Here is a 24659-nt window from a genome sequence, read left to right as displayed (position 1 = left end):
GACAGCTTTGTGGATCAGGCCGCGCTGACCAGCCGCAGACGCGGGCGCGAGGCCAGGGCGGCGGGCGTTTCGTCCAGCGCCAGGGCGTCCCAGTCGATGTCGGGGCGCGGAGCGTGCGAGGCGGCGATGATGGCGCGCAGTTCGGCCGAGGAGGCTACGCTGGCGATGACGGAGGCCACCCCCGGCAGGGTCAGGGCGTAGGCGAGCGCCGCCTGCATCGGATCGACGCGCGCCTCGGCCAGACGGCGGCGCGTGCGCGACAGGGCCATGCCGTGCGCGGCCAGTTCCGGCGGCAGGCTGTCGCGGTTGGCGAACAGCAGGCCCTGGGCGAAGACCGAGGCCAGATGCACCTCGACCCCTTGGCTCGCCAGCTCGGCGATGACGCCGCATCGCGCCGCGCGCTGATCCAGGATGTTGCAGGTCAGTTGCACCACGTCCGGCTGGAAGCGGCGGGCCAGCAGGCCGGGGCCGTCCTCGACCGTGGCGATGAAGCCGACCTTGCGGAAGACGCCGCGCGCCTTCAAGGCTTGCAGGCGGTCCCACAGGGCGCGGCCCTCGGCGCCCGCCAGATCGGCGGCGTTCTGCACAAGGACGGCATCGCCGCGCGGCAGACCCATACGCTCCAGCGAACGACGGGCGCGGGCCTCGACCCGGTCCAGGCCGTCGGCCAGCGGCACGGTGCGGACGGTGACGCGGAAGGGCGAGGGGAAGGGCCAGGCCTGACCCAGCATCCGCTCGACGTCGCCCTCGGGCCGGGTGGCGACCAGGCCGATTCCGGCGTCGCCTGCGGTCTGAAGCAGGTGGCGCGTCGCCTCCTCCCGCTGGCCGGGCGGCAGCGGGCGGGACCGATCAGGCTCGACCACCAGGGCGATGGCGAGTTTGTCGGCCGGAGAGGGCGGAACGGCGAATCTCACAACGCCACTTTCGCCGTCAAAGCTTAAGGGAGATTGACCGAAATCAAGGTCGTTGGTGAATGAAGACGCTTAATCCGCGTCCGGCTGGTTTTCCGGCAGGGCGGCGATGAAGGCCGGATGCGCCTCGGCCCTCGCCTCGATCTCCAGCAGGCGCGGGAAGGCCGCCAGATCGACGTTGAACCGCCGCGCCGAATAGAGCTGCGGCATCAGGTAGCAGTCGGCCAGGGTCGGCGCGCCGCCGAAGCACCAGCCCTCGCCGTGACGCACGACCAGCGCCTCCAGCGCCGTGAAGCCGTCGATGATCCATTGACCGGCCCAGGCGTCGACCCCCGCCTGATCGGCGCCCAGACCGCGCACCGCCTTCAGCACTCGCAGATTATTGAGCGGATGGATGTCGCAGCCGATCACCGCCGCCATCGCCCGCACCTGCGCCCGGCCCGCCGCATCGCGCGGCAGCAGGGGCGGTTCGGGATGAGTTTCCTCCAGCCACTCCAAAATGGCCGGGCTCTGCGTCAGCACCAGACCGCCGTCCGTCTCCAGCGCGGGAACCAGGCCTTGCGGATTGAGCCTGAGGTAGGCGTCGGACTTCTGTGCGCCCGTGCGCAGCTCCAGCGCCGCCTGCCGATATTCAACCCTTTTGAGATTGAGGGCGATGCGGGTGCGATAGCTGGTGCCCGAGCGCCAGTAGCCGTGCAGGATCATGATTGCACCGTGAAGTTGAGGGAGGGCAGGCCCGCGATGACCGCCTCGACCCGATCGCCGGGATTCAGGGGACCGACGCCTTCGGGCGTGCCGGTGAAGATCAGGTCGCCGGGTTGCAGCGCCCACAGTTCGGACGCCTTGGACAGGACGCCGTCCACGTCCCAGATCATGTCGGACAGGCGGCTGGACTGGCGGACCTCGCCGTTGACCTTCAGCTCAATGGTCGCGTCGGACGCGGGCGGCGTCAGGCTAAGCGCGCCGCAGGGCGCGGACTGATCGAAGGCCTTGCCCGCTTCCCACGGCCGCCCCTTGGCTTTCGCTTCCGCCTGAAGATCGCGCCGCGTCAGATCGACGCCGACGGCCCAGCCGACCGGCCGGGCGTCCGCGCCCAAGGCCACGACCAGCTCGACCTCATAATGCAGGTTCTGCGTCGCCGACGGATAGGCCGGATGGGCCCCGTCCACGACCAGGGCGTCGCCCGGCTTGGCGAAGAAGAAGGGGGCGGGCTTGTCGGGATCGGCCCCCATTTCGCGGGCGTGGGCGGCGTAGTTCTGGCCCACGCACAGGATGCGTCGCACGGGCAGGCGGCGCGCCTCGCCTTCGATCGGCAGGGACGGCGTCGGGGCGGGCGAGAACAGCCATTCAGTCATGACGCCTGTTCTAGAAGCGACGCGCGCGTCGCGCCAGATGGCCGCATCTGCGACCTTTGCCCATGCTGCATTGCAGGAACCTTGATCGTCGGTGTGGCGTTCCGGGCAGGGCTTCTCTATTTAATCGTCAAGCTTACACAAGGAGCGGAGCGCGCATCATGGCCACGTCCAAGGCTCGTGAAGACATCAAGAACGACCTCAAGACCCTGAAGGAGGACCTCAAGGCCGGCGCCCGCGAGGAAACCCAGCGTCTGAAGGAAAAGGCCTCCGAGGCCGAAGCCCGCCTGCGCGAGCAGGGTGAGGAGCTGCGCGAGAAGGCGCGCGGCTACTACGACGACGCCAAGGTGCGCGGCCGCGAATATTACGACGAGGCCGCCGAGAAGTTCGACGAAGCCCAGCGCTATGTCGTCGAGCGCGTGCAGGAGCGTCCGATCCAATCGACCGCCATCGCGCTCGGCGTCGGCGTCGTCCTGGGCCTGCTGCTGGCCGGGCGTCGGCGCTGATGATTGGGCGGGGGCTCATCAACCGCGCGGTGGCGACCTTCGTCGCCGCCGGCGCGGCCTTCGTGGCCATGGTCGCCCTGGGGGCCACGGTCTATTACCTGCTGCTGCTGGTCGTGCCGCCGCTGATCGGCGCTGCCCTGACCGCTCTGCTGTTCGCCCTGATCGCGGCCATCGTCGCCCTGGTCTTCGTGCGACGAGCGCATGGCGATGACGAGGACGAGGAATACGACGAGCCCGAGGGCCTCGGCGTGCGGGCCTTCCGGCTGTTCCAACAGCGTCCGATCCTGGGCGCTGCTGCGGCTCTGGCCGGTGGCTTCATCTTCTTGCGCAACCCGGCGCTGGCCACCATGGTGGCGGCCGCCTTCACCGAGAAAAGCAGAGTCCGAAACCGACGCTAAAGGAACAGCCAAGTCTCCGGGGCGTTGTTTCAGGCAAGCGGCGCTGTCGACGGGAGAGGTCGAAAGCTCGCTCCCGTCAACATTTCTCGGAGGGTTCCGCCTATGCTTCGTTGGGCTATTATTTTCTTCATCATCGCCTTGGTCGCAGCTGTGCTCGGCTTTGGCGGCATCTCGGGCATGTCGTTCGAGATCGCCAAATTCATCGCCATCATCGCCGTCATCCTGTTCGTCGTCTCCCTGCTGGTGGGCGGGCTGAGGGGCCGCGGCGGGCCGCGCATCTAGCCGAACGGCCAGACATCGAAATCAGGGCCGCGACCATGCCGTCGCGGCCCTTTTTCATGACTGAAACCAGGAGCCGTCAGGCGCGGCGACGCGGCAGACGCCAGGTCTGGTGATCGGCGAAAGCCCGACCATCCCAGGCCACGGCCGAAACCGTCACCGTCTCGGCGTCCCATTCGATGCGGTTGAAGCTGGGCGGCGATCCGCGCTCGCGATGCGACAGCGTCCCGCAACCGACCGCGTAGGAGCAGTGGTCCCCCACCCCGATCGGCAGGGCGAAGGGCACATGAACGTGGCCGGTGACGATCAGGTCGACACCCGCCTCTGCGAAGATGCGGGCGGCCCGCTCGCCGCGCTTGACCTCGCCGGTCATCGGCGCGCCGATCATCTCGACCAGGGGATGATGGCAGGCCAGGACGCGCAAGGCCCCGGCCGGCGCCTGACGCAGGGCCTCGGCCGCGCGGCGCGTCTGATCCAGATCGATGACGCCCTTGGACCAGTTGGGCCGCGCCTGCCAGCCGCGCGCCGTCGTCACGCCGCGCACCATCAGATCCTCGCGACGGAACTGATGGTCATGCGCCGGATGGCCGGTCGCCCGCTCGAACGCCCGCCAGGGCCAGAACAGCCGGGCCAGCACATCCCAATAGGGCACGTCATGGTTGCCGACGGTGACGAAGACCGGCTCGGGCAGGGCGCGAATCCACTCGCCCGCCGCCGCGAATTCGCGCGGATAGCCCCTCTGGGTGATGTCGCCGGTGATCAGGATCAGATCGGCCCCGGCACCGTGAGCGTAGTCAGCTGCGGCGGCCACCGCGTGTTCATGCTCGCATCCGAAATGAACGTCCGAGAACTGAAGGACCAGACCCACTAGACGCTGTCCCTGCCCGCCGGAGGCTTGGGCGCCAGAGCCATGAAGGCGCGTGGTACGAATTTCACCGCCGTCTCGCGGCCCAGCAGCATCGGCTCGCCGTCGATCACGGCGGGAATGCGCGAACGGGCCTCCACCTCGATCTTGCGCGCGCCGCGGGTGGTGACGGTCGGATCCTGGCGCCAGTCGTCGAACAGGGCGTGGGCGGCCAGACGGAAGGCCTGGGCCGCGTCGGCGGTGTTCATGGCCGCCGCCTCCAGCCCGTCGCACTTGACCATGGCCTTGGAGATCAGCGGGCTGATCAGCACCAGCGCTTCGGCCTTTTCCCGCGCGCCGCCGTCCAGCGCATAGCGCACCCGACCCGAGAAGGCCTTCTTCAGCGCCCGGCGGCCATAGGTCCAGGCCATCTTCAGCTTGCCCTCGCGGATGGCCTCGCGCGCCGGGGCCCACAGGGCGGGCGAGCCCAGGATGGCGGCGCAATAGAAGGCCTCGCCCTCGACCTCGCCGCCGGACACGCACTGGGGCGCGCCTTCTTCCAGCGCCAGCCGAAGCGCCGCCTTCCAGTCCGCCGTGCCGTACAGGGCCTTGGGCAACATGTTCATGGTGCCGCCGGGCAAGGGGGCGATCAGCGGCCCGTCCGGTCCGGCGCGGGCGGCGACCGAGCGCGCCGTCCCGTCGCCCGCCAGGATGAACAGGGCGTCCGGCCGCGCCGCCAGGGCCTCGCCGATCTGATCCGGAATGCGCGCGCCCTCCAGCACCACCACCTCGGCCTGCAGCGGATAGACGGCCAGCAGGGCGGCGGCTTCGTCGGCCGCCTGCGGCCCGACGCCGCCCGACAAGGGATTGACCAGGATGATGACCCGCTCCAGCCGGACCTCCCCGGTCAGAGGGCGAGGCTCCTCGACCGTATCGTGCGACGAAGGGGCGGCGGCCAGGGCGCTCAGGAAATTCGGGGCGTCGATCATGGGCGGCGAACGCCTGCGCGGGCGGCCAGTTCCGCACCTGCGACAGTGAGGGAAAAATAAAGTGAAGCTTGTGGCGTTTTGCCTCGGAACCGCCCTCTTCGGACTGCGTTATCGAAGCTTCAGGGGTGCCCCCTAAGGGATGAAGGACAGAACCATGAACAAGGCGATTCTCGCCATTGCCGGCGCCGGTCTTCTGGTGACCGCCTGCGCCAGCGACCCGTATTACGGCGGCGGCGCCGGCTCGAGCCAGGCCGTCAGTCAAGGCGCCGTCGGCGCGGGCCTGGGCGCCGTGGCCGGCGCCATCATCGGCAACAACGTCGGCGGCGGCAACGCAGCCACGGGCGCCGCCATCGGCGCGCTGGCCGGCGGCGCGGCCGGGGCCATCCGCGGCTCGAACCAGGACCGCAACAACCAGCAGCGTTACCGCGACAACCAGGGCCGGTACTACTACTGCTACGATAACCGCCAGACCGAGTGCTACTGGGAGAACGGCCAACGCCGTTATTGATCCAGGCTTCTAGCCTCTGGCGCCCGAAGCGTTTTCGGGACACTCTGAAAGGGCGATCCGCATGGCGCGGGTCGCCCTTTTTGCTGGAGGGCGCGCACGCCGCACGGCGCGCGCGAGGGGCCTGACATGAAGCTTGTTTCCGTCGTCGTTCTGCTGACCGCCGGTCTGGCCGTAGCCGGGTGCGCCGCCACGAGCGGCTATAAGGAGCGCAGCGATCTGGTCAGCGACCCGTCGGCCTGCGCCGACAAGCGGTTCGAGGTCTATTTCGTGCCCGACCGCGCCACCCTGACCGACGCCGCCCGCCAGGCCATCGGCATGACCGCGACCCAGCTTCAGGGCTGCCAGATCAAGCACGTCAAGGTGACGGGCCTGGCCGACGCCCGCAGCGGCAGCGCCGCCGCCAATCAGACCATTTCCGAGCAACGCGCCCGCGCCGTGGCCGAGGCCCTGGCCGGCGCCGGCCTGCCCGCCCCGGCCTTCGACATCGAGGCCGCCGGCGCCCAGGGCGCCGTGGTCGGCGGCGTCAACGATCCCCTGCGGCGCCGCACCGAGGTGCTGATCGAGGTCGTCGCCCCGCGCTGACGCCCCAGGCGGCTGAACTGCGGCCCACCGTCGCGGGCCGTGGATAGGCGCGGCTTGAGGGTCTAAGGTCGCGCCTTTCCCTGATCCTGTTCCTGGCGTCGCCCTTGCGCATCCTGCTTCTTCTGCTGACCTGGCTCGCCCTCGCCCTTCCGGCGGCGGCGTCCCCATCTGCGCCTGCATCCGAGGCCGCCTTGCGCGACGCCCTGGCCGCCGGGGCCGCGCCCGCCGCCAAGACCGTCGTCGCGCCGGGGCCCCAACGCACCGAGCGGATCGAGGCTGAACTGGTCGCCATGGGCGCCTGGGCCACGCCCGGCTCGACCGCCGTCGTCGCCATCCGTCAGAAGATCAAGCCCGGCTGGCACACCTATTGGCGCAATCAGGGCGACTCCGGCGGCCCGACGACCCTGACCTGGGCCTTGCCCAGCGGCCTGACGCCCGGTGACATCCTGTGGCCCCTGCCCGAGCGGCAGCGGCTGCAGAGCCTGATGAACTACGGCTATTCGGATACGGTCTTCCTGCCCGTGCCGATCGAGATTCCGGCTGACACCCCGCCGGGTCGCAGCCTGCCCCTGCGCGTCACCGCCCATTTCTACGTCTGCAGCGACGAGATGTGCGTGCCGGAAGACCTCGATCTGGCGCTGGACCTGCCCGTACGCGAGGGCGCCGCGCCGCTGGACACGCGCTTCGGCCAGGCGGTCCAGGACGTGGTCGCCGGCGCTCCCCGTCCCGCCGGGATCGACGCCCGCGCCGCCCTTGTCGACGGCAAGCTGACCCTGACGGCGATCGGCGGCCCGCTGACCGGAGCCGCGCCGAAATGGGCCTATTTCTATCCGTTCGAGGGCGGGGTGATCGACCACGCCGCCGCCCAGTCGGGCGAGCGCGGCCCGCAAGGGCTGACGGTAACGATCACCGCCGGACGCGGCCTGACGACCAATGGACTGAAAGGGCCGATCGACGGCGTCCTGTCCACCGATCTGGGCGCCTGGGAGATCACCGCCGAGCCGGGTGCGGCCCTGACCGGCGTCATAGGCGACGGCGCGATCGGCGACGGCGAGGGCGCACAGGCAGGCGCTTCGACCACCGGCCTGTCCGACTTCGCCAAGGCGGCGCTGTTCGCCCTGCTGGGCGGTCTGATCCTGAATCTGATGCCCTGCGTCTTCCCCATCCTGGCGATGAAGGCCGCTTCGCTCAGCCGCGCCGCCCATGAACCGGCCGAGGCGCGCCGCGACGGCCTGGCCTTCCTGGCCGGGGTGCTGGCGACCTTCCTGCTGCTGGCGGGGGCGCTGCTGGCCCTTCGCGCGGGCGGTCAGGTGCTGGGCTGGGGCTTCCAGCTGCAGTCGCCGGGCGTGGTGGCGGCCCTGGCCCTGCTGATGCTGGCGGTGGCGCTGAACCTGTCGGGCGTCTTCCACGTCGGCGCCGGACTACAGGGCGCCGGACACGGTCCCCTGTCGCGCCTGCCCGGCGCGGCGGGCGCCTTCTTCACCGGGGTGCTGGCGGTGATCGTCGCAGCGCCCTGCACCGCCCCCTTCATGGCCTTTGCGCTCGGCGCCGCCCTGTTCATGCCCTGGCCGATGGCCCTGGCGGTCTTCCTGATGCTGGGGCTGGGCCTGGCCCTGCCCTATGTGCTGATCAGCCTCAATCCGCGTCTGCTGGCCCGCCTGCCGAAACCCGGCCCGTGGATGGAGACGCTGCGCAATCTGCTGGCCTTCCCCATGTACGGCGCCGCCCTGTGGCTGGCCTGGGTCTATGGCCGCCAGACCGCCGACGCCCTGGCCCTGCTGTTCGGAGCCGGGCTGATGCTGGCCCTGGCGCTATGGCTCTACGGCCGAGCGCAGGTCGCCGCACCCGGCAAGAGTCGGGTCGCGGGGATCGCCGCCCTGCTGGCCCTGATAGCGGCGCTGGGCTTCGGCGTCCTGGCGGGGCGCGCCTCGCCCGCCGCCCCGGGCAGCGCAGGCGCTTCGACGCATCTGCCGTCCCAGCCCTGGTCCGAACAGGCGGTGAAGGCCGCCCTGGCCGAGGGGCGCCCGGTCCTGGTCAACTTCACCGCCGACTGGTGCGTGACGTGCAAGGTGAACGAAAGCACGGCCCTGTCCTCGGCCCGTACGGCTGAGGCGCTGGAACAGGCGAACGCCGTCTATCTGGTCGGCGACTGGACGCGGCGCGACGACGCCATCACCGCCGAGCTGCAACGGCACGGCCACTCAGGCGTACCCCTCTATCTCGTCTATGCGCCGGGCCGGCCTGAGCCGCGTATCCTGCCTCAACTCTTGACCGAAGGCGTCGTCATCGACGCCCTGAAAGACGCCGCCGCCCGCTGACCTAGCACCCCGAGGAGACCGCCATGTTCCGCCTGCTGACCGCCGCCTCCGCCTCTCTGCTGCTGCTCGCCGCCTGCCAGCAGCAGCCCGCCGCATCGCCTGAACGGTCCGAAACCGCCGCCGTCGCGCCCGAAGCGACCGAGGCGCCCGCCCCTGGCGAAACGGCCCCGGCCTTCACCCTGGTCGACGCCGAGGGACAGCAGCGCTCCCTGGCCGATTTCCGCGGCAAGACGGTGGTGCTGGAGTGGACCAACGAAGGCTGTCCCTTCGTGAAGAAGCACTACACCGGCGCCATGCAGGCCCTGCAGCGCGAGGCGGTCGCCGACGGCGTGGTATGGCTGACCATCATCTCCTCGGCGCCGGGAACCCAGGGCTTCGTCGAGGGAGAGGAGGCGCAAGCTTGGAAGGCCAAGCACCAGGCCGCCTTCACCCACCTGCTGCTCGACCCGACCGGCGAGGTCGGCAAACGCTATGACGCCAAGACCACGCCGGACATGCGCATCATCGATCCCGAGGGGCGGCTGATCTTCGTCGGCGGCATCGACGACCGGCCGACCAACAAGGTGGAAGACCTGGATGGAGCCAACAACTTCGTCCGCGCCGCCCTGGCCGACGCCAAGGCCGGGCGCGCGGTGCAAACCGCCTATGCCGCGCCCTACGGCTGCGCCATCAAATACCCCGAGACCGTCGAGGGCTGAGGACGGCCTCAATTAGCGCGAAGCGCGCGAGCCCCAGCAATCCAACCCTAAGCCGAGGTTAGGCCTCGGGTTGAGGCGGCGAAATGATGACCTCGACGTTGTCGTTCAGCAGATAGGACAGCTCGTCGAGGGCCAGCTTGCGCGCGGCTGCATCGGGCGCGCCTTCCAGCGCCGCGACCTTGACCGGAATGTCTTCCGAGATGCCGCGCAGGATGCATTTCAGGTCGTTGTCGGTGCCGCGCTCCTTGAGGATCAGATGACCCTGCATGTCGCGCTGGGCCAGGTCCGCCGCCTGGGTCTTGAACGCTCCATAGGCCGCGCCGGTGAAGAAGCCGGCCTTGTCCGCCTCGCCCGAGGCCGCCCAGGCATCGACGATCGTCTTCAGAGCGCCCGAACGGGCCACCAGGTCAGCGAACAGAGGCTCCTGGGCCACCGAGACCGGAGCGGCGGGCGCCACCGGCGGCAGGGCGGCGGCTTCGGCGACCGCGGGGTCGGCCAGCATCAGGGCGACGGCGAGAGCTATTCCGCAGGACATGGCGTGCCTTTCACAAGGGACCGGAACGACGGACTTCCACCAGGAAATCCTTGTTGACCCAGTCTTGGATTGAACTCTTCACGGCCTGGGCCGTAAACCAGAGCTTGCAAGCGCCGGGCCAAAAAGCCGGGACCGCCATAGGAGACGACGATGCCGCACGCCGCCTGGGCCGAACTCGAGGCCGCCGCCCGACGGGACGCGGATGCGCGAATCCAGGATCAATTCACCGCCGACCCCGACCGACTGACGCGGCTGACGCTGGACGTGGCCGGCCTGCACATCGACCTGTCCAAGCAGAGCTGGACCCAGGCGGGCCTGAAAGCGGCGCTGGCGCTGGCCCGCGCCTGCGACGTCGAGGGGCGTCGCGCGGGCCTGTTCAATGGCGAGGCGGTCAATCTGACCGAAGGCCGCGCCGTGCTGCACCCGGCTCTGCGCGCGCCGAACGGCGCCGCCTTCCACGCCCTGGGCGAGCCGGTCTCGGCCGAGGTCGAGGCCGTGCGCGCCGAAATGAAAGCCTATGCCGAAGCGTTGCGGTCCGGGAATGAAACAGGCGCGAGCGGGCGTCCCTTCAAGACGGTGCTCCATATCGGCATCGGCGGTTCCGATCTGGGACCGCGCCTGATCTGGGACGCCCTGCGCCCCCTGGACCCCGCCATCGACCTGCGCTTCGTCGCCAACATCGACCCGCGCGACACGGCCGAGGCCCTGATCGGGCTGGATCCTGAAACCACCCTGGTGATCGTCGTCTCCAAGAGCTTCACCACCCAGGAAACCCTGCTGAACGCCCAGGCCGCCAAGGCCTGGCTGGCCGCCGCCCTGCCCGCCGAGGGAATGGCGAAACACTTCATCGGCGTCACCGCCGCGCCGGACAAGGCGGCGGCGTTCGGCTGCGGCCGCACCTTTGCGTTCCGGGACTGGGTCGGCGGGCGCTATTCCCTGTGGTCGGCGGTCAGCCTGTCCTGCGTCATCGGCCTAGGCTGGGACGCGTTCCAGGGCTTCCTTGACGGCGCCGCCGACCTGGACCGTCACTTCCTTGAGGCCCCGCTGGAGAGGAATGCGCCGGTGATGCTGGCCCTGGCCGAGATCTACAACGTCGACGGCCTGCACCGCCCGGCGCGGACGGTCGCCCCCTACGCCCACGACCTGCGTCGCCTGCCGGCCTTCCTGCAACAGCTCGAGATGGAATCGAACGGCAAGCAGGTGCGCCGCGACGGATCCCCCGTCGGCCGCCAGACCTGCCCCGTCATCTTCGGCGAGCCGGGCGCCAACGGCCAGCACGCCTTCTTCCAGCAATTGCATCAAGGGCCGCAGGTCGTGCCGGTCGAGTTCATCATCGTGGGCCGCACCTGCGAGGAGACGCCTTCGACCTATCTGTGGGCCAACGCCCTGGCCCAGGCCCAGGCCCTGATGCAGGGCAAGAGCGAGGTTCAGGCCCGCGCCGAACTGATCGCTTCCGGCGCATCAGAAGACGAGGCCGACCGCCTGACCCCTCACAAGGCCTTCCCCGGCAACCGGCCATCGACCGCCATCCTGATGGAACGGCTGACGCCCCAGACCCTCGGCGCCCTGATCGCCCTCTATGAACACAAGACCTTCGTTGAAGGCGTGCTATGGGACATCAACAGCTTTGACCAATGGGGCGTCGAACTGGGCAAGGTTCTGGCCAAGGCCCTGCTGAAGGACGCCGCCACGGGCACGCCTTCGGCGGATCTCGACCCCTCCACGGCGGACCTGCTGCGGCGGCTGACGGCGTGACCGTCGTCGCCCCGGCCTGGCAGCGGTTGGAGGGGCTGGCCCTGCTCGTCCTCGCCGCCTTGGCCTATGGCCGCTTCGGCCAGGGCTGGGCGCTGTTCGCCGTTCTCTTCCTGGCCCCCGACCTGTCCTTCGCCGGCTACCTGGCGGGTCCGCGCGTGGGAGCCTGGGCCTATAACCTGGCGCACAGCCTGATCGGGCCGCTGCTGCTGGCGGGCGCGGGCCTGCTGACCGCCGCGCCCTGGGCGACCGCGCTCAGCCTGATCTGGCTGGCGCACATCGGCTTCGACCGCGCCCTCGGCTACGGCCTGAAGTCGCCGGAGGCCTTCGGCCTCACCCACCTGGGCCTGATCGGCCCGGCCAAGCGCGCCGCTCGCCCGTCATGATCGGCGGAATCGAAAACAGCGGCGCCATGGACATGACCGTCGAACTGCTGACCGCGACCGTCATGGTGCTGACGACCGTGGGTCTGCACGCCGTCGGCCTGTTGACCCTGGGCCGGGTGCTGGCCGCCGGAGACGCCAGGGCGGGGCGCGGCCAGGCTGTGCGTCTCAACCCTTTGTCGCCGCGCGGCGCCGCCTATACCGTCACCGTGGTTTTGGGACTGTTCATCCTGCACGGGGTCGAGATCTGGCTCTACGCCGCGCTCTTCTATCTGCTGGGCGCCGTGCCCGACCTGCGCGAAGCGGTCTATTTCTCGTCGATCAGCTACAGTTCCATCGGCTACGGCGACGCCTCCATCGATCCGGACTGGAAGCTGCTGGGCGCGATCGAGGGCATCAACGGCGCCATCCTGCTGGGCTGGACCGTGGCCTTCTTCGTCGCCGTCATGGGGCGGCTGCTGCCGACCGGCGAGCGAGGCAGCGGCTTCGAATAAGGCCGCCCATGAAAAAGGCCCGGCCGTGCGGCCGAGCCCTTCCTCATCTCACGCGCCGCCTACCAGCGACGGTCGTAGCGATAGTCGCGATCCCGATCGCGGTCGCGGCGGTTCTGATAGCTGCGCCATTCACCGTGGTTCCGCCAATAGCGGCCGTCGCGATAGTAGCGACCGTCGTTCCGCTCATAGCGGCCGTTGTAATAGCCGTCGCGGCTGTTGATGCCGTGCTCGCGCTCCCAGTGGCCCTGGTTTCGATAGCAGCGGCCGCCGCGGTAATAGCCGCAGTCGTCGTTGTTCGAGGACGAGGCCGCGCCCAGGGCCGCGCCCGCCAGGGCGCCGCCCGCGACATAGCGTCCGTCGCCTTGACCGATCAGGGCGCCGGCGACGCCGCCGACCACGGCTCCCAGGACGGCGTCACGGCCGGTGTTGTCGCGATCGCGGTCGCGATAATGCTGGGCCGCAGCCGGGGTCGAAGCCAGCATCGTCAGGGCGATAGCGCCGACGCCGATCTTGGACAGGGTCTTCATGGCGGGCTCCTTTCGAAAGCCGGTTGATCCGTTGTCCCCCTTTTAGCGCCGCCTGTCTGAACGACCCCGGCGGCGTGCGTTCATTTTCGCTTCATCTTGAGACCGGATTTCGGGCGCCGTCGCCCTTGACGCCTCCCGCCCCCCTGCCTAACTCCCCGGTCGTTAGCACTCGGGGAGGGCGACTGCCAAAGTCGCGGGCTCCGAGGGCTGGAACCAACATCCTAACGGGAGTTACTCAGATGGCGTTTCGTCCGCTCGGCGACCGCGTGCTGGTCAAGCGCGTTGAAGAAGAATCCAAGACCAAGGGCGGGATCATCATCCCCGACACGGCCAAGGAAAAGCCCCAGGAAGGCGAAGTCGTCGCCGTGGGCCCCGGCGTCCGTGACGAAGACGGCAAGTTCGTCGCCCTGGAGCTGAAGGCAGGCGACCGCGTCCTGTTCGGCAAGTGGTCGGGCAGCGAAGTGAAGATCGACGGCGAAGACCTGATCATCATGAAGGAATCCGACGTCCTGGGCGTGCTGTCGTAAGACGCGCCTCGGTTTCCGGTTTCTGATTTAAAATCTTATAGATAGGAGCAGCCCGCATGGCCGCTAAAATCGTAAAGTTCAACACCGACGCCCGCGACAAGATGCTGAAGGGCGTCAACGTCCTGGCTGACGCCGTCAAGGTCACCCTGGGTCCGAAGGGCCGCAACGTCGTGATCCAGAAGTCGTTCGGCGCCCCGCGCTCGACCAAGGACGGCGTTTCGGTCGCCAAAGAGATCGAGCTGGAAGACGCCTTCGAGAACATGGGCGCCCAGATGATCCGCGAAGTCGCCTCCAAGGCGAACGACAACGCGGGCGACGGCACCACCACCGCCACCGTCCTGGCTCAGGCCATCGTGCAAGAAGGCCTGAAGGCCGTCGCCGCCGGCATGAACCCGATGGACCTGAAACGCGGCATCGACCAGGCCGTCGCCGTGGCCCTGGACGAAGTGAAGACCATCTCCAAGCCGGTCTCCAACAACTCGGAAATCGCCCAGGTCGGCACCATCTCGGCCAACGGCGACGCTGAAATCGGCGAGCTGATCGCCCTGGCCATGGCCAAGGTCGGCAACGAAGGCGTCATCACCGTCGAAGAAGCCAAGACGGCCGAAACCACCGTCGACATCGTCGAAGGCATGCAGTTCGACCGCGGCTACCTGTCGCCCTACTTCATCACCAACCCGGACAAGATGGAGGTCGCCCTCGAAGAGCCCCTCATCCTGCTCCACGAGAAGAAGCTGACCTCGCTGCAGCCCATGCTGCCGGTGCTGGAAGCCGTGGTTCAGTCGGGCCGTCCCCTGCTGATCATCGCCGAGGACATCGAAGGCGAAGCCCTGGCCACCCTGGTCGTCAACAAGCTGCGCGGCGGCCTGCGCGTCGCCGCCGTCAAGGCTCCGGGCTTCGGCGATCGCCGCAAGGCCATGCTGGAAGACATTGCCATCCTGACGGGCGGCCAGGTCATCTCTGAAGACCTCGGCATCAAGCTGGAAACCGTCACCCTGGACATGCTGGGTAAGGCCAAGAAGGTCTCCATCACCAAGGACGACACCACCATCGTCGAAGGTTCGGGCGAGAAGGACGGCATCGAGGCCCGCGTCGGCCAGATCAAGCGTCAGATCGAGGACACCACCTCGGACTACGACAAGGAAAAGCTGCAAGAGCGTCTGGCCAAGCTGGCCGGCGGCGTGGCCGTCCTGCGCGTCGGCGGCTCGACCGAAGTCGAAGTGAAGGAAAAGAAGGACCGCGTCGACGACGCCCTGAACGCGACCCGCGCCGCTGCCGATGAAGGCATCGTCCCGGGCGGCGGCGTGGCCCTGCTGCAAGCCTCCAAGAAGCTGATCGATCTGAAGGGCGTCAACGCCGATCAGAACGCCGGCATCAACATCGTGCGCCGCGCCCTGCAGGCTCCGATCCGTCAGATCTCCGAGAACTCGGGCGTCGAAGGTTCGATCGTGGTCGGCAAGGTCATGGACTCGACCGACGCCTCGTTCGGCTTCAACGCCCAGACCGAAGAGTACGGCGACCTCGTCCAAATGGGCGTGATCGATCCGGCCAAGGTCGTCCGTTCGGCTCTGAAGTCGGCCGCCTCGGTCGCCGGCATCATGATCACCACGGAAGCCGCCATCGCTGACGCGCCGAAGAAGGCCTCGGCCGGCGGCGCCCCCGACATGGGCGGCATGGGCGGTATGGGCGGCATGGACTTCTAAGTCCAAGTCACCTCACGCTGAGACTACGGAAGGGGCGGGATCGAAAGATCCCGCCCTTTTCTTTTTCTTCTCCCCTTGCGGGAGAAGGATTAACGGCCCGCCTCCCCCACCTCACGTCCCGCCAGCCGCGCCCCCTCGACCACCGCCGGGTCGGTCCGCGCCGTGTCCAGCACCCAGTCGCGAAACCGGGCGATCTTGGGGGTCAGGCGGCGGCCCGGCGGGTAGCAGAGCCAATAGCCCTCGGCCAGGGCGACGGTCTCCTCGAACGGCCGGACCAGAAGTCCCCGTTCGATCTCGCGGCCGTAGAGGATGGGCGACCCCAGGGCCACGCCCTGATCGCCCAGCGCCGCCGCCACCTCCATCGCCTGATTGTCGGCGGTCAGGCGCGGCGGCGGGGCGGCGTCGGCGGGGGCCACCCCGGCGGCGGCGAACCAGGCCGCCCATTCCTGCGGCTCTCCGACCAGATGGGCGCGCTTCAAGTCCGCAGGCGTCTTCAGATCCAGCCGGTCGCGCATCGCGGGCGTGCAGACGGGCGTGAAGACGGCGGGCATCAGGAAACGGCTCTCCAGTCCCGGCCAGCGGCCCGAACCGAACCGCAGCGCCACGTCCAGCCCATCCGCCCCCAGGCCGGACAGGACCGGACTGGTGTCCACCCGCACCGCCAGATCCGGGTTGGCCAGCTGGAAAGACCCCAGCCGCGTCGCCAGCCACTGGGTCGCCAGGGTCTGGAGCGTGGTGACGGCCAGCACCCCTTGATCGGTCTCGATCACCTCGGCCACGGCGCGGCGCAGCAGGGTCATCGCCTCGGTCGCCGCCGTGGCCAGCCGCTCGCCTTCGGGCGTCAGGGCCACCTGCCGCGTGCCGCGCGTGAACAGGGGCCGCTCCAGCCGCTGCTCCAGGTCGCGGATGCGCCAGCTGACCGCCGCCTGGCTCATGCCCAGAACCTCGGCCGCGCGGGTGAAGCTGAGCAGACGCGCCGCCGCCTCGAACACGCGAAGCGCGTCGACCGGGATGCGGGAAAGAGGATCAGACATAAGTCAACCTTATGGATGAACGCCGTCGTCTCGTTTGTGATAGTCGCCACCATGCGCCATTCTGATGATCTCAGAAAGGAGGACGAACAATGGAAGACATTCACCGCACTCATAAGGAACCCGCGTGGGGCTGGATCGGCGCCTTGCTTGACGCCCACCGCCTTTCACGCCGCGAAACCGGCGATGTCCGTCTCAGGGCCCGACCCTGCCCGACGCCCCCGCGTCCGGCGGCCTGCTGACGGCCGCCGCTGCGCCGGGCGCGGCCTCTAGCGCGCGACAAGCGCGACAAGGCGTCGCGCCCGGCGTCCTTCCGCCAGCGGAGCGGTTGCCCCCGCGCGGCGCCCCCGCCCATAAAGGCGCCTTCATCGTCACAGAGGGGGCCCTGATCGATGCGCCGCACCACCCGTATTTCGTCCTTCGCCGCAGCCGCGCTGATCGCCGCCGCCGGCCTGACCGTCGCCGTTCCGGCCGAAGCTCAATCGCGCCGCGCCGCGCCCGCCATCGAGCGTTCGGACTGGCCCGCGCGCGCCGCCCCGGCCCAGACGCGCGCCGTGACCTTCGCCGCATCGGCGGCCCCGTCGGGCGCCCTGGTTCTGCCGCTGTCGTCGGAGGCCGAGCTGGCCGCGCGCGGCGCCGCCCTGGACGCCGGGACGCGCCAGGCGATCGCCTCGGCCCTGACCGCCGCGCGCTTCGACTACAAGGCGCGCCAGACGTTGAATCTGCACGGCGTTGGCGGCTGGGACCGCATCCTGGTCGTCGGTCTGGGCGCAGCGCCCAAGGCCGCAGACATTCAGACCGCCGGGATCGTCGCCGGCCGCGCCCTGAACAGCCAGCCCGGCGCCCTGACCGCCCTGACCTCGGGCCTGTCGGCTGATCTGGCCTCGGAACTGGCGACCGGCCTGGGCATCGGCCACTATCGCTCGGATATCTATGTCACCACCGGCCGCGACCGCCCGACGCCCGGCGCCCTGACCGTCATCGCCGATGACGCATCGGGCGCCCAGGCGCATCACCGTCGCGGCGCCGCCCTGATCGAGGCCATGGCTTGGACCCGCGACGTGTCCAACGAACCGGCCAACGTCATCTATCCGGAAAGCTTTGTCGAGCGCGCCCGCGCCGCCTTCGCCGGCGTGCCGGGGGTCGAGATCACCGAACTGGACGTGCCCGCCATGCAGCGCCTGGGCATGGGCGCCCTGCTGGGCGTCGGCCAGGGCTCCAGCCGCCCGCCGCGCCTTCTGGCCGTGCGCTATCGCGGCCAGGGCGCGTCCAATGACGGCCCGATCGCCCTGCTGGGCAAGGGCATCACCTTCGATTCCGGCGGCATCTCCATCAAGCCGGGCGCCAATATGGGCAATATGAAGATGGACATGTCCGGCGCCGCCAGCGTTGTCGGCGCGGTCCTGGCCCTGGCCAAGGGCGGGGCGCCGGTGGACGTGGTCGCCGTCGCCGCCCTGGCCGAAAACATGCCCGACGGGAACGCCATCCGCCCGGCCGACGTGCTGACCGCCATGAACGGCAAGACCATCGAGATCATCTCGACCGACGCCGAGGGACGCCTTGTATTGGCCGACGCCGTGGTCTGGGCCGACACCACGCTGAACCCCGCCGCCATAGTCGATGTCGCCACCCTGACCGGCTCGGTCGGCGGCGCCCTGGGCAATGACTATGCCGGCCTGTTCAGCCGTCACGACGCCCTGGCCGACCAGTTGAAGACGGCGGGCGACGCCACGGGCGAGACGCTATGGCGCCTGCCGCTGCACCCCTCCTATGTGCGGGCCACCTCCTCGACCATCGCCGACATCAAGAACTCGGGCGACGGCGGGGCGGGCGCGGGCACCGGCGCCCACTTCATCGGCTATTTCGCCCGGCCCGAGACGCCCTGGGCGCATCTGGACATCGCCAACATGGCCTTCGGCGGCGCTAGCGACGTCAAGCCGGCCGGTTCTGCGGGCTACAGCGTGCGCCTGCTGGAGCGTTTCGTGCGCGACTTCCAGCCGGTGGCCAGAGAGAAGGGAACGGGCGGCTACTGAACCGCCGCATCCTCAATCGACGGCGACGATCTCGACCGACTGGCCCGCCACGGTCGCATCGTCGCCGACCCGCTTGCCCATCAGGGCGCGGGCCAGGGGCGAGACATGGCTGACGCTGCCCTTGGCCGGGTCGGCCTCGTCCTCGCCGACGATGCGCCAGGTCTGGCTGCGGCCGTCCTCGCGCTCGATGGCGACCGATCCGCCGAAGCGCACCCGCCCGTCCGACGCCGTCTCCAACAACTGGGCCGAGGCTCGGCGCGCCGACCAGTAGCGCAGGTCGCGCGTGGCGCGGGCCATGGCGGTGCGGTCCGCCTCGATCGCCCCCTGAGTCTGAGCGCGGGTATAGGCCGCCCGCGCCGCCGCCAGCTCGGCCTCAATCAGGGCCAGCCCCTCGGCCGTGACATGGTTGGGATGGGGCGAGATCGGGCGGTCCACCAGGTCGGCGGCCGTGGCTTCCAGATCTTCTTCTCGGGTGAAGGCGACGCTCATGATGATAGAGCCTATGCCCCGCGCAATCGTTCCGGTCTAGGAAGGTCGAATGACGCGCTCCCCGCACACAATCGCCGTGATCGGCGCCGGTCCCGCCGGACTGATGGCCGCTGAACGTCTGGCTCAGGCGGGCCTGCGCGTCGTCGTGCATGAGCGGATGCCCTCGGTCGCGCGCAAGCTGCTGATGGCCGGGCGCGGCGGGCTGAACCTGACCCATTCGGAGCCGCCCGAGCCGTTCCTGAACCGCTATGACGCCGCCGCGCAGGCGCGCATCAAGGGCTGGCTGGACGCCTTTTCGCCCGCCGATCTGATCGACTGGGTCGAGGGGGTGGGCCAATCGACCTTCATTGGTTCATCCGGCCGAGTGTTCCCGAAAGCGATGAAGGCCTCGCCCCTGCTGCGCGCCTGGCTGGCGCGGCTGGAGGCGTTGGGCGTGGAGATCCGCACCCGCTCGTGCTGGATCGGCTGGCAAGACGAAGCCCTGACCTTCGACACGCCCGACGGCGAGCGAACAGAACGCCCCGACGCCGTGATCCTGGCTCTGGGCGGCGCCAGCTGGGCCAAGCTCGGCTCCGACGCCGCCTGGGTTCCCGCGCTGGAAGAAGCGGGCGCCGCCGTCGTCCCCTTCCGCCCCGCCAATGTCGGCTTCGACGTCGCCTGGTCGTCCATGTTCCGCGAGCGTTTCGCCGGAACGCCGCTGAAGGGGATCGCCCTGACGCATGAGGGCCGCACGGTGCGCGGCGAGGCCATGATCGCCGCCTATGGGATCGAAGGCGGCGGCGTCTATGCCCTGTCCGCCGGGCTACGCGCGGCGATCGAGCGCGATGGAACGACCTCGCTGATGCTCGACCTGCGGCCCGATCTGAGCATCGAAGCCCTCGCTCAGCGCCTGTCGAAACCGCGCGGCAAGGACAGCCTGTCGAACTGGCTGCGCAAGGCCGCGCGGCTGGACGCCGCCGCTGTCGCCCTGTTGCGTGAAGGCGGTCCGCTGCCTGCAGACCCGGCCGAACTGGCGGCCCGGATCAAGGGCGTCGCCCTGACCCTGACCGGGGTGCAGGGCCTGAGCCGCGCCATCTCCTCGGCCGGTGGCGTGGCGCTGGACGCCGTGGACGAGCGGCTGATGCTGAAGGCGCGGCCCGGCGTCTTTGCGGCGGGCGAAATGCTGGACTGGGAGGCGCCGACCGGCGGCTATCTGCTCCAGGCCTCCTTCGCCTCAGGCGTCGTCGCGGCGGACGGCGTGCGCGCCTGGCTGGACGGGCGCTGAGGCCTTTCGGGGTCGACAGCGGCGCCCTCAGGGGGCAGCGTGGCGCAAATCGTTCAAGAGCCGAGCCTGCCCATGACCCTCGCCCGTTCCGCCGCCGTCGGCCTGATCGCCGTCCTGATGTGTTCGACCTCCGCGCTCGCCCAAACCGGCCGCGTCGACCCGGCTCGGCTAAACGAGGCGACGCGCGTCCTGGCGTCCGACGAGTTCGAAGGCCGCGCCCCGGTCACGCCCGGCGAAGACCGCACCATCGAATGGTTGTCGCAGCAGTTCCAGACGCTGGGTCTCGAACCCGGAGGTCCGAACGGGTCGTGGGTGCAGGTGGCCCAGGTCAGCCGCACCAGTCAGGACGGCCCCGCCGCCATCAGCATCACCGCCAACGGCCGCACGACCGAACTGCAGCGGGCCAAGGACGTCATCGTCTCGTCCGACCGGCCGGTGGAGCGCATCAACCTGACCGATGCGCCTCTGGTCTTCGTCGGCTATGGCGTCGATGCGCCCGAGCGCGGTTGGGACGACTACAAGGGCGTCGATCTGACCGGCAAGATCATGCTGGTGCTGGTCAACGACCCCGACTTCGGCGCGCCTGAAGGCCACCCCGTCGCGGGCAAGTTCGACGGTCAGGCCATGACCTTCTACGGCCGTTGGACCTATAAGTTCCAGGTGGCGGCGGCGCATGGCGCGGCGGGCGTTCTGGTCATCCACGACACGCCGGGCGCGGGCTATCCGTGGTCGACGTTGGAGAATTCCTCGACCGCGCCCAAGTTCGACATCGTCCGCGCTGACCCGAACAAAGAGCGCGTGGCGGCTCAAGGGTGGATCCAGGGCGCCGTGGCCGAACAGCTGTTCAGGGACGCAGGCCTCGACTTCGCCGCCCTGAAGGATCAGGCGCGCACGCCCGACTTCCAGCCCGTGGCGCTGGACGGCGTGACCCTGTCCATCGACTTCGGCCAGAAGGCCGACCGGGTCGAGACGCGCAACGTCATCGGCCGCCTGCCCGGAACCAAATACCCGGACGAGACGGTGATGTTCGGCGCCCACTGGGACGCCTATGGCCGCGCCACGCCCAAGAACGGCGACGACATCTATAACGGCGCCGTCGACAATGCGACGGGCGTAGCGGGCGTCATGGAGATCGCCCGTCTGTTCGCCGAGGGGCCGCGCCCCGAACGCTCGACCGTCTTCATCAGCTGGGCGGCAGAAGAGACGGGCCTGCTGGGCGCTGAATACTATGCCGCCAATCCGGTCTGGCCGCTGGAGACGACGGTCGCCAACATCAACATGGACAGCCTGCTGCCGGGAACCGAGATCGACCCGAACATCGTCGTCATCGGCGCGGGCAAGAACGATTTGGACGACCGGCTGGCGGTGCTGGCCGCGCGCGAGGGGCGTCGCCTGATCCCCGATCCCGCGCCGCATGCGGGGGCCTTCTATCGCTCGGACCACTTCCCGCTGGCGAGGAAGGGCGTGCCCGCCCTGTTCGCCGCCGCAGGCTTCACCGGCCACAACGACGCCAGCCGCGACTATGTCGCCAACCGCTATCATCAGCCTTCGGACGAATGGACGCCACAGTGGACGATGGACGCCGCCGCCGCCGATGTGCAGCTGCTGTATGAAGTCGGCCGCGATCTGGCCAATTCGCGCGACTGGCCCGCGTGGAAGCCGGGCGACGAGTTCGAGGGCGCCCGCAACGCCTCGGCGTCGGCGCGCCAGTAATCGGCCGCAAGTGACGTGAAGCCGCCAAGGCGCTAGAGCCGTCCCATGACCAGCCTCCCCGACCTCCATGGCGTCTGCCCGCCGCGTTTCAATGCGGTGAAGGACGCCTTCGCCGCCAACTTCACCGACGCGCCCGAGAGGCTGAACGAACTGGCCGCGCGCTTCAGCGTGACCATCGACGGCGAGGTGGCGGTCGACCTGTGGGCCGGGTCGGCCGATCTGGCGGGGACCAGGCCGTTCGCCGAGGACACGCTGGTCCCGGTCTTCTCGACCGGCAAGGCGGTGATGGCCCTGATGATCGCGCGCTGCGTGGACAAGGGACTGTTGTCCTATGAGGACCGGGTCGCCGACCACTGGCCCGCCTTCGGCGCGGCAGGCAAGGACCAGCTGACCGTCGGCCAGTTGATGAGCCACCAGTCCGGCCTGCCGGGCTTCGATGGCGGGGCCGAGCCCGAGATCTGGTTCGACCGTCAGGCGGTGCTGGACAAGCTGGCGGCCCAGACGCCGCTGTGGGCGCCGGGGACAGCGTCCGGCTATCACCCCATCACCATCGGCTATCTGGCGGGCGAGCTGTTCCGCATCGTCGACGGGCAGACCATGGGAGCGGCCCTGCGCGAAGACTTCGCCCAGCCGTTCGATCTGGACCTGTGGATCGGCCTGCCGGAAAGCGAACACGGCCGCGTGGCCCAACTGCGCAAGCCCGCCGCCGCGCCGGACCTCGGCCCCATCGACGCCATCAAGAAGGCCGCCTTCCTGGATCGCGGCTCGGCCCCCGGGGGACGCGGCTCGACCGAGTGGCGCATGGCGGAGATTCCGTCCGCCAACCTGCATGGCACGGCCAAGGATCTGGCCCGGATGATGTCCATCATCGCCACCGGCGGCGCGCTGGATCACTTGACCGTGCTGTCGGAGGAAACTCTGGCTCAGACGACGCGCGAGCGCATCCACGGGCCCGACAAGGTGCTGCCCTTCGACATAAGCTGGGCGGCGGGCTTCACCCGCAATCAGGGCCTGAACATCTTCGGCCCCAACCCCGAGGCGGTCGGCCACTGCGGCTGGGGCGGATCGATGGCGTTTGCGGATCAGGCGGCGGGCGTCTCGGCCGCCTATGTCATGACGCGCCAGTCGCCCCACCTGCTCGGCGACCCGCGCGCCCTTCGGTTGGTCGAAGCGCTCTATACAGCCTTGTAAGACGGCGCCTTAGGCTTCCGGCCCCCAAGCCAGCTGGTCGTGGACGATCAGCCAGCCGTCGACCGTGCGACGCAGGATGCGGGTGAACAGGCCGCGATGGGTCTTGCCGTCGCGCGTCATCACCGCCCGGCCAGAGACCACCGCCGTATTGACGTCGAACTGCATGGTCTCGAACCACTCATAGGACAGCGTCCCCAGACCGCCGGGCGCCGCCGCGCGGGCGTCCAGGGCGGCGCGCACGCTGTCGGGCCCCTTCAGCGGGGTGTCGCCCAGGAAGACCAGCAAGGGCTCGTCGTGGACATAGGTGGCCATGACCGCATCCACCTGACCCGAGGTCCAGGCGGCGGCGGCGGCGTCCAGGGCGTCGCTGACCGCGTCGAAGGTCTCGGCCGTGGTCGGCGGGGCGGCGACGGCGACGGGCGCGCCCGGCGCGGCGGTCGGCGCGGCCTCGCGGCTGACCCCGACGCGCGCAGTGCGGATCACTTCATCGCCGCCGGTCTGAGGCGCGCCATGGGCGCAGGCCGTGGTCCCCCCGGCGAGCAGAACGGTTGCGGCGGCGGCGGCGAGGAAGCGGGAACAGATCATCATCGCCTTCTTCTTTAGGACGGGACGGCGCCCGACCTCAACGCACAGGCGGAGGATTCTCGCCGAGGGCGTCCATGCGGTCCTCGGCCGGGTCGTCCAGCAGGCCCGGTTCGGGCGCCACTATGGTCTCGGCGGTGTCCGACGCTCGACGCACCTTGAGCACCGCGCCCAAAGCGAAGACGGCGGCCCCGACCCAGATGAAGGCGAAGGAGGCGATGCGCAGACTTCCGAGGGCCTCGCCCTGCAAGGCACCGATGACGAAGACGATGGTCGGCGCCAGGAACTGCAGAAAGCCCATGCTGGACAAGGGCATCCGCCGCGCCGCCCAGGCGAAGAGGGCCAGCGGGATGACCGTCGCCGGTCCGGCGAACAGCAGCCAGGCGGTGGCGGCGGGGGAGGCGGTGAAATGGCCCTGACCCGTCGCCTCGATAAAGACGACCCAGGCCAGGCCGGGCAGGGCCAGCAGCAGGCATTCCATGAACAGGCCGGTCTGGGCGTCGACCGAGACCCGTTTGCGGATGATGCCGTAGCCGGCGAAGCTGAAGGCCAGCAGCAACGACACCCAAGGCGCATGGCCCAAGGCGACCGCCTGAAGCACCACGCCGATCGCCGCCAGGACGATGGCGATGACGCCGAAACGATCGATCCGCTCACGGAACAACCAGGCCCCGGCGGCCATGTTCAGCAGCGGATTGAGATAATAGCCCAGTGAGGCGTCCAACGTCCGGCCGTTGTTCACCGCCATGACGTATGTGGTCCAGTTGGCGGCGATCAGCACCGCCGACAGGGCCAGCCAGCCCAGCACCTTGGGCTGGCGGAAGACGGCGACGACCTGCGTCCACTGGCGCGACAGCATGACCAGGATCAGGGCCCAGACCAGGCCCCAGAGGGCGCGGTGGCCCATGATCTCCCAGGCGTCGGCGCCCTGATGCGCCATCTGCTGGAACACCAGGGGAATGAAGCCCCACAGCAGGTAGCAGAGCACCCCCGCCGCCAGGGCGGCGCGGGCTTCGGACGCGGCAGGAGCAGGGGAGGCGCTCACACTGG

27 protein-coding genes are annotated in these 24659 nt (G+C 69.5%); 16 read left to right on the top strand and 11 right to left on the bottom strand.

Translation table 11 applies throughout. The annotated features are described in order from the left end of the window. Window positions 1-14: 14 nt before the first annotated feature. From AC3A3G_RS09945 to AC3A3G_RS09935, 3 genes are all read right to left on the bottom strand, one after another. Entirely contained in the window at window positions 15-914 is a 900-nt protein-coding gene (locus tag AC3A3G_RS09945; protein WP_125899508.1) for an aldo/keto reductase, read from the bottom strand. Between the two features lie 69 nt (window positions 915-983). Continuing rightward, window positions 984-1616, bottom strand: coding sequence for a maleylacetoacetate isomerase (maiA, locus tag AC3A3G_RS09940; RefSeq protein WP_487488098.1), 633 nt, complete (start codon window positions 1614-1616; stop codon window positions 984-986). Then, on the bottom strand, window positions 1613-2266 hold the full coding sequence (locus tag AC3A3G_RS09935) for a fumarylacetoacetate hydrolase family protein (protein ID WP_487488097.1): 654 nt from the start codon (window positions 2264-2266) through the stop codon (window positions 1613-1615). Before AC3A3G_RS09935 ends, maiA begins: the two co-directional genes overlap by 4 nt. 158 nt (window positions 2267-2424) lie before the next feature. Between AC3A3G_RS09935 and AC3A3G_RS09930 the strand changes: the two genes are divergently transcribed. The 3 genes from AC3A3G_RS09930 (at window position 2425) to AC3A3G_RS09920 (ending at window position 3449) form a co-directional block, all read left to right on the top strand. Then, window positions 2425-2769, top strand: a complete 345-nt coding sequence (locus AC3A3G_RS09930) for a glycine zipper domain-containing protein (RefSeq protein WP_003166480.1) — start codon at window positions 2425-2427, stop codon at window positions 2767-2769. Beyond that, window positions 2769-3167 carry a hypothetical protein gene (locus AC3A3G_RS09925; protein ID WP_313576905.1) on the top strand — a complete coding sequence of 133 codons (399 nt, stop codon included), beginning with the start codon at window positions 2769-2771 and terminating at the stop codon, window positions 3165-3167. The genes AC3A3G_RS09930 and AC3A3G_RS09925 overlap by 1 nt, the downstream gene beginning before the upstream one ends. 102 nt (window positions 3168-3269) lie before the next feature. After that, on the top strand, window positions 3270-3449 hold the full coding sequence (locus tag AC3A3G_RS09920; RefSeq protein ID WP_003166483.1) for a DUF1328 domain-containing protein: 180 nt from the start codon (window positions 3270-3272) through the stop codon (window positions 3447-3449). 76 nt (window positions 3450-3525) lie between these two features. Here the strand turns inward: AC3A3G_RS09920 and AC3A3G_RS09915 are convergent, their stop codons facing one another. Both AC3A3G_RS09915 and AC3A3G_RS09910 read right to left on the bottom strand, forming a co-directional pair. Then, on the bottom strand, window positions 3526-4314 hold the full coding sequence (locus AC3A3G_RS09915; protein WP_487488096.1) for a metallophosphoesterase family protein: 789 nt from the start codon (window positions 4312-4314) through the stop codon (window positions 3526-3528). Next, complete coding sequence (locus tag AC3A3G_RS09910; RefSeq protein WP_125899514.1) at window positions 4314-5279, bottom strand: diacylglycerol/lipid kinase family protein; 966 nt, start codon at window positions 5277-5279, stop codon at window positions 4314-4316. The genes AC3A3G_RS09915 and AC3A3G_RS09910 overlap by 1 nt, the downstream gene beginning before the upstream one ends. Before the next feature lie 154 nt (window positions 5280-5433). On the opposite strand from AC3A3G_RS09910, the gene AC3A3G_RS09905 reads away from it, so the two are divergent. From AC3A3G_RS09905 to AC3A3G_RS09890, 4 genes are all read left to right on the top strand, one after another. After that, on the top strand, window positions 5434-5787 hold the full coding sequence (locus tag AC3A3G_RS09905) for a YMGG-like glycine zipper-containing protein (RefSeq protein ID WP_487488095.1): 354 nt from the start codon (window positions 5434-5436) through the stop codon (window positions 5785-5787). A 126-nt stretch (window positions 5788-5913) separates the two neighbouring features. Next, the gene (locus tag AC3A3G_RS09900; RefSeq protein ID WP_200216298.1) at window positions 5914-6369 is read left to right on the top strand and encodes an OmpA family protein; all 456 of its coding nucleotides are present in this window, start codon (window positions 5914-5916) and stop codon (window positions 6367-6369) included. 104 nt (window positions 6370-6473) lie between these two features. After that, window positions 6474-8687 carry a protein-disulfide reductase DsbD family protein gene (locus AC3A3G_RS09895; RefSeq protein ID WP_487488094.1) on the top strand — a complete coding sequence of 738 codons (2214 nt, stop codon included), beginning with the start codon at window positions 6474-6476 and terminating at the stop codon, window positions 8685-8687. A gap of 23 nt (window positions 8688-8710) precedes the next feature. Then, window positions 8711-9385, top strand: a complete 675-nt coding sequence (locus AC3A3G_RS09890; RefSeq protein WP_200168233.1) for a thioredoxin family protein — start codon at window positions 8711-8713, stop codon at window positions 9383-9385. Between the two features lie 58 nt (window positions 9386-9443). Here AC3A3G_RS09890 and AC3A3G_RS09885 read toward each other — a convergent pair whose 3' ends face one another. After that, on the bottom strand, window positions 9444-9920 hold the full coding sequence (locus AC3A3G_RS09885) for a hypothetical protein (RefSeq protein ID WP_200168232.1): 477 nt from the start codon (window positions 9918-9920) through the stop codon (window positions 9444-9446). A gap of 150 nt (window positions 9921-10070) precedes the next feature. Between AC3A3G_RS09885 and pgi the strand changes: the two genes are divergently transcribed. The 3 genes from pgi to AC3A3G_RS09870 are packed head-to-tail and all read left to right on the top strand — an operon-like array spanning window position 10071 to window position 12549. After that, window positions 10071-11675, top strand: coding sequence for a glucose-6-phosphate isomerase (pgi, locus tag AC3A3G_RS09880; RefSeq protein ID WP_487488093.1), 1605 nt, complete (start codon window positions 10071-10073; stop codon window positions 11673-11675). Beyond that, a complete protein-coding gene (locus AC3A3G_RS09875) occupies window positions 11672-12058 on the top strand; it encodes a DUF4260 domain-containing protein (RefSeq protein WP_289647863.1) in 387 nt (128 codons plus the stop codon). The genes pgi and AC3A3G_RS09875 overlap by 4 nt, the downstream gene beginning before the upstream one ends. Then, window positions 12055-12549 carry an ion channel gene (locus AC3A3G_RS09870; RefSeq protein WP_412876641.1) on the top strand — a complete coding sequence of 165 codons (495 nt, stop codon included), beginning with the start codon at window positions 12055-12057 and terminating at the stop codon, window positions 12547-12549. Before AC3A3G_RS09875 ends, AC3A3G_RS09870 begins: the two co-directional genes overlap by 4 nt. 59 nt (window positions 12550-12608) lie before the next feature. On the opposite strand, the gene AC3A3G_RS09865 is transcribed toward AC3A3G_RS09870, so the two are convergent. Next, on the bottom strand, window positions 12609-13076 hold the full coding sequence (locus tag AC3A3G_RS09865) for a YMGG-like glycine zipper-containing protein (RefSeq protein ID WP_200168231.1): 468 nt from the start codon (window positions 13074-13076) through the stop codon (window positions 12609-12611). Window positions 13077-13315: 239 nt separating this feature from the next. Here AC3A3G_RS09865 and groES point away from each other — a divergent pair, with 239 nt between their 5' ends. Both groES and groL read left to right on the top strand, forming a co-directional pair. Further along, window positions 13316-13603 carry a co-chaperone GroES gene (groES, locus tag AC3A3G_RS09860; RefSeq protein WP_003166488.1) on the top strand — a complete coding sequence of 96 codons (288 nt, stop codon included), beginning with the start codon at window positions 13316-13318 and terminating at the stop codon, window positions 13601-13603. Between the two features lie 56 nt (window positions 13604-13659). Beyond that, complete coding sequence (groL, locus tag AC3A3G_RS09855; protein WP_200216301.1) at window positions 13660-15306, top strand: chaperonin GroEL; 1647 nt, start codon at window positions 13660-13662, stop codon at window positions 15304-15306. Between the two features lie 89 nt (window positions 15307-15395). On the opposite strand, the gene AC3A3G_RS09850 is transcribed toward groL, so the two are convergent. Then, window positions 15396-16340 carry a LysR substrate-binding domain-containing protein gene (locus AC3A3G_RS09850; protein WP_200168229.1) on the bottom strand — a complete coding sequence of 315 codons (945 nt, stop codon included), beginning with the start codon at window positions 16338-16340 and terminating at the stop codon, window positions 15396-15398. 389 nt (window positions 16341-16729) lie between these two features. Here AC3A3G_RS09850 and AC3A3G_RS09845 point away from each other — a divergent pair, with 389 nt between their 5' ends. Beyond that, the gene (locus AC3A3G_RS09845) at window positions 16730-18370 is read left to right on the top strand and encodes a leucyl aminopeptidase (protein WP_200168228.1); all 1641 of its coding nucleotides are present in this window, start codon (window positions 16730-16732) and stop codon (window positions 18368-18370) included. A 12-nt stretch (window positions 18371-18382) separates the two neighbouring features. On the opposite strand, the gene greA is transcribed toward AC3A3G_RS09845, so the two are convergent. Then, window positions 18383-18859, bottom strand: a complete 477-nt coding sequence (gene greA, locus AC3A3G_RS09840; RefSeq protein ID WP_487488092.1) for a transcription elongation factor GreA — start codon at window positions 18857-18859, stop codon at window positions 18383-18385. A gap of 49 nt (window positions 18860-18908) precedes the next feature. On the opposite strand from greA, the gene AC3A3G_RS09835 reads away from it, so the two are divergent. The 3 genes from AC3A3G_RS09835 to AC3A3G_RS09825 all read left to right on the top strand — a co-directional run bounded on the left by AC3A3G_RS09835 (window position 18909) and on the right by AC3A3G_RS09825 (window position 23027). Continuing rightward, a complete protein-coding gene (locus AC3A3G_RS09835; protein ID WP_487488091.1) occupies window positions 18909-20123 on the top strand; it encodes a BaiN/RdsA family NAD(P)/FAD-dependent oxidoreductase in 1215 nt (404 codons plus the stop codon). 72 nt (window positions 20124-20195) lie between these two features. Next, window positions 20196-21836, top strand: coding sequence for a M28 family metallopeptidase (locus AC3A3G_RS09830; RefSeq protein WP_487488090.1), 1641 nt, complete (start codon window positions 20196-20198; stop codon window positions 21834-21836). Window positions 21837-21881: 45 nt separating this feature from the next. Next, the gene (locus AC3A3G_RS09825; RefSeq protein WP_292059084.1) at window positions 21882-23027 is read left to right on the top strand and encodes a serine hydrolase domain-containing protein; all 1146 of its coding nucleotides are present in this window, start codon (window positions 21882-21884) and stop codon (window positions 23025-23027) included. A gap of 9 nt (window positions 23028-23036) precedes the next feature. Here AC3A3G_RS09825 and AC3A3G_RS09820 read toward each other — a convergent pair whose 3' ends face one another. Beyond that, window positions 23037-23615 carry a Cif family virulence factor gene (locus AC3A3G_RS09820; protein WP_487488089.1) on the bottom strand — a complete coding sequence of 193 codons (579 nt, stop codon included), beginning with the start codon at window positions 23613-23615 and terminating at the stop codon, window positions 23037-23039. Window positions 23616-23649: 34 nt separating this feature from the next. Further along, window positions 23650-24654: an EamA family transporter RarD gene (gene rarD / locus AC3A3G_RS09815; RefSeq protein WP_412876633.1), complete on the bottom strand. Its 1005-nt coding sequence runs from the start codon at window positions 24652-24654 to the stop codon at window positions 23650-23652. Window positions 24655-24659: the final 5 nt, after the last annotated feature.

The organism is Brevundimonas sp. Soil_N_31, from assembly GCF_057655995.1.
Note: the sequence above shows the minus strand (reverse complement) of the source record. Positions and strands in the feature narration are given on the sequence as shown.

Bases quoted from the DNA above. Each gene is read 5' to 3' on its own strand.
- maiA (WP_487488098.1), bottom strand. From the start codon at position 1,616: ATGATCCTGCACGGCTACTGGCGCTCGGGCACCAGCTATCGCACCCGC.
- AC3A3G_RS09935 (WP_487488097.1), bottom strand. From the start codon at position 2,266: ATGACTGAATGGCTGTTCTCGCCCGCCCCGACGCCGTCCCTGCCGATC.
- AC3A3G_RS09930 (WP_003166480.1), top strand. From the start codon at position 2,425: ATGGCCACGTCCAAGGCTCGTGAAGACATCAAGAACGACCTCAAGACC.
- AC3A3G_RS09925 (WP_313576905.1), top strand. From the start codon at position 2,769: ATGATTGGGCGGGGGCTCATCAACCGCGCGGTGGCGACCTTCGTCGCC.
- AC3A3G_RS09920 (WP_003166483.1), top strand. From the start codon at position 3,270: ATGCTTCGTTGGGCTATTATTTTCTTCATCATCGCCTTGGTCGCAGCT.
- AC3A3G_RS09910 (WP_125899514.1), bottom strand. From the start codon at position 5,279: ATGATCGACGCCCCGAATTTCCTGAGCGCCCTGGCCGCCGCCCCTTCG.
- AC3A3G_RS09905 (WP_487488095.1), top strand. From the start codon at position 5,434: ATGAACAAGGCGATTCTCGCCATTGCCGGCGCCGGTCTTCTGGTGACC.
- AC3A3G_RS09900 (WP_200216298.1), top strand. From the start codon at position 5,914: ATGAAGCTTGTTTCCGTCGTCGTTCTGCTGACCGCCGGTCTGGCCGTA.
- AC3A3G_RS09890 (WP_200168233.1), top strand. From the start codon at position 8,711: ATGTTCCGCCTGCTGACCGCCGCCTCCGCCTCTCTGCTGCTGCTCGCC.
- AC3A3G_RS09885 (WP_200168232.1), bottom strand. From the start codon at position 9,920: ATGTCCTGCGGAATAGCTCTCGCCGTCGCCCTGATGCTGGCCGACCCC.
- pgi (WP_487488093.1), top strand. From the start codon at position 10,071: ATGCCGCACGCCGCCTGGGCCGAACTCGAGGCCGCCGCCCGACGGGAC.
- AC3A3G_RS09870 (WP_412876641.1), top strand. From the start codon at position 12,055: ATGATCGGCGGAATCGAAAACAGCGGCGCCATGGACATGACCGTCGAA.
- AC3A3G_RS09865 (WP_200168231.1), bottom strand. From the start codon at position 13,076: ATGAAGACCCTGTCCAAGATCGGCGTCGGCGCTATCGCCCTGACGATG.
- groES (WP_003166488.1), top strand. From the start codon at position 13,316: ATGGCGTTTCGTCCGCTCGGCGACCGCGTGCTGGTCAAGCGCGTTGAA.
- groL (WP_200216301.1), top strand. From the start codon at position 13,660: ATGGCCGCTAAAATCGTAAAGTTCAACACCGACGCCCGCGACAAGATG.
- AC3A3G_RS09850 (WP_200168229.1), bottom strand. From the start codon at position 16,340: ATGTCTGATCCTCTTTCCCGCATCCCGGTCGACGCGCTTCGCGTGTTC.
- AC3A3G_RS09845 (WP_200168228.1), top strand. From the start codon at position 16,730: ATGCGCCGCACCACCCGTATTTCGTCCTTCGCCGCAGCCGCGCTGATC.
- greA (WP_487488092.1), bottom strand. From the start codon at position 18,859: ATGAGCGTCGCCTTCACCCGAGAAGAAGATCTGGAAGCCACGGCCGCC.
- AC3A3G_RS09835 (WP_487488091.1), top strand. From the start codon at position 18,909: ATGACGCGCTCCCCGCACACAATCGCCGTGATCGGCGCCGGTCCCGCC.
- AC3A3G_RS09830 (WP_487488090.1), top strand. From the start codon at position 20,196: ATGACCCTCGCCCGTTCCGCCGCCGTCGGCCTGATCGCCGTCCTGATG.
- AC3A3G_RS09825 (WP_292059084.1), top strand. From the start codon at position 21,882: ATGACCAGCCTCCCCGACCTCCATGGCGTCTGCCCGCCGCGTTTCAAT.
- AC3A3G_RS09820 (WP_487488089.1), bottom strand. From the start codon at position 23,615: ATGATGATCTGTTCCCGCTTCCTCGCCGCCGCCGCCGCAACCGTTCTG.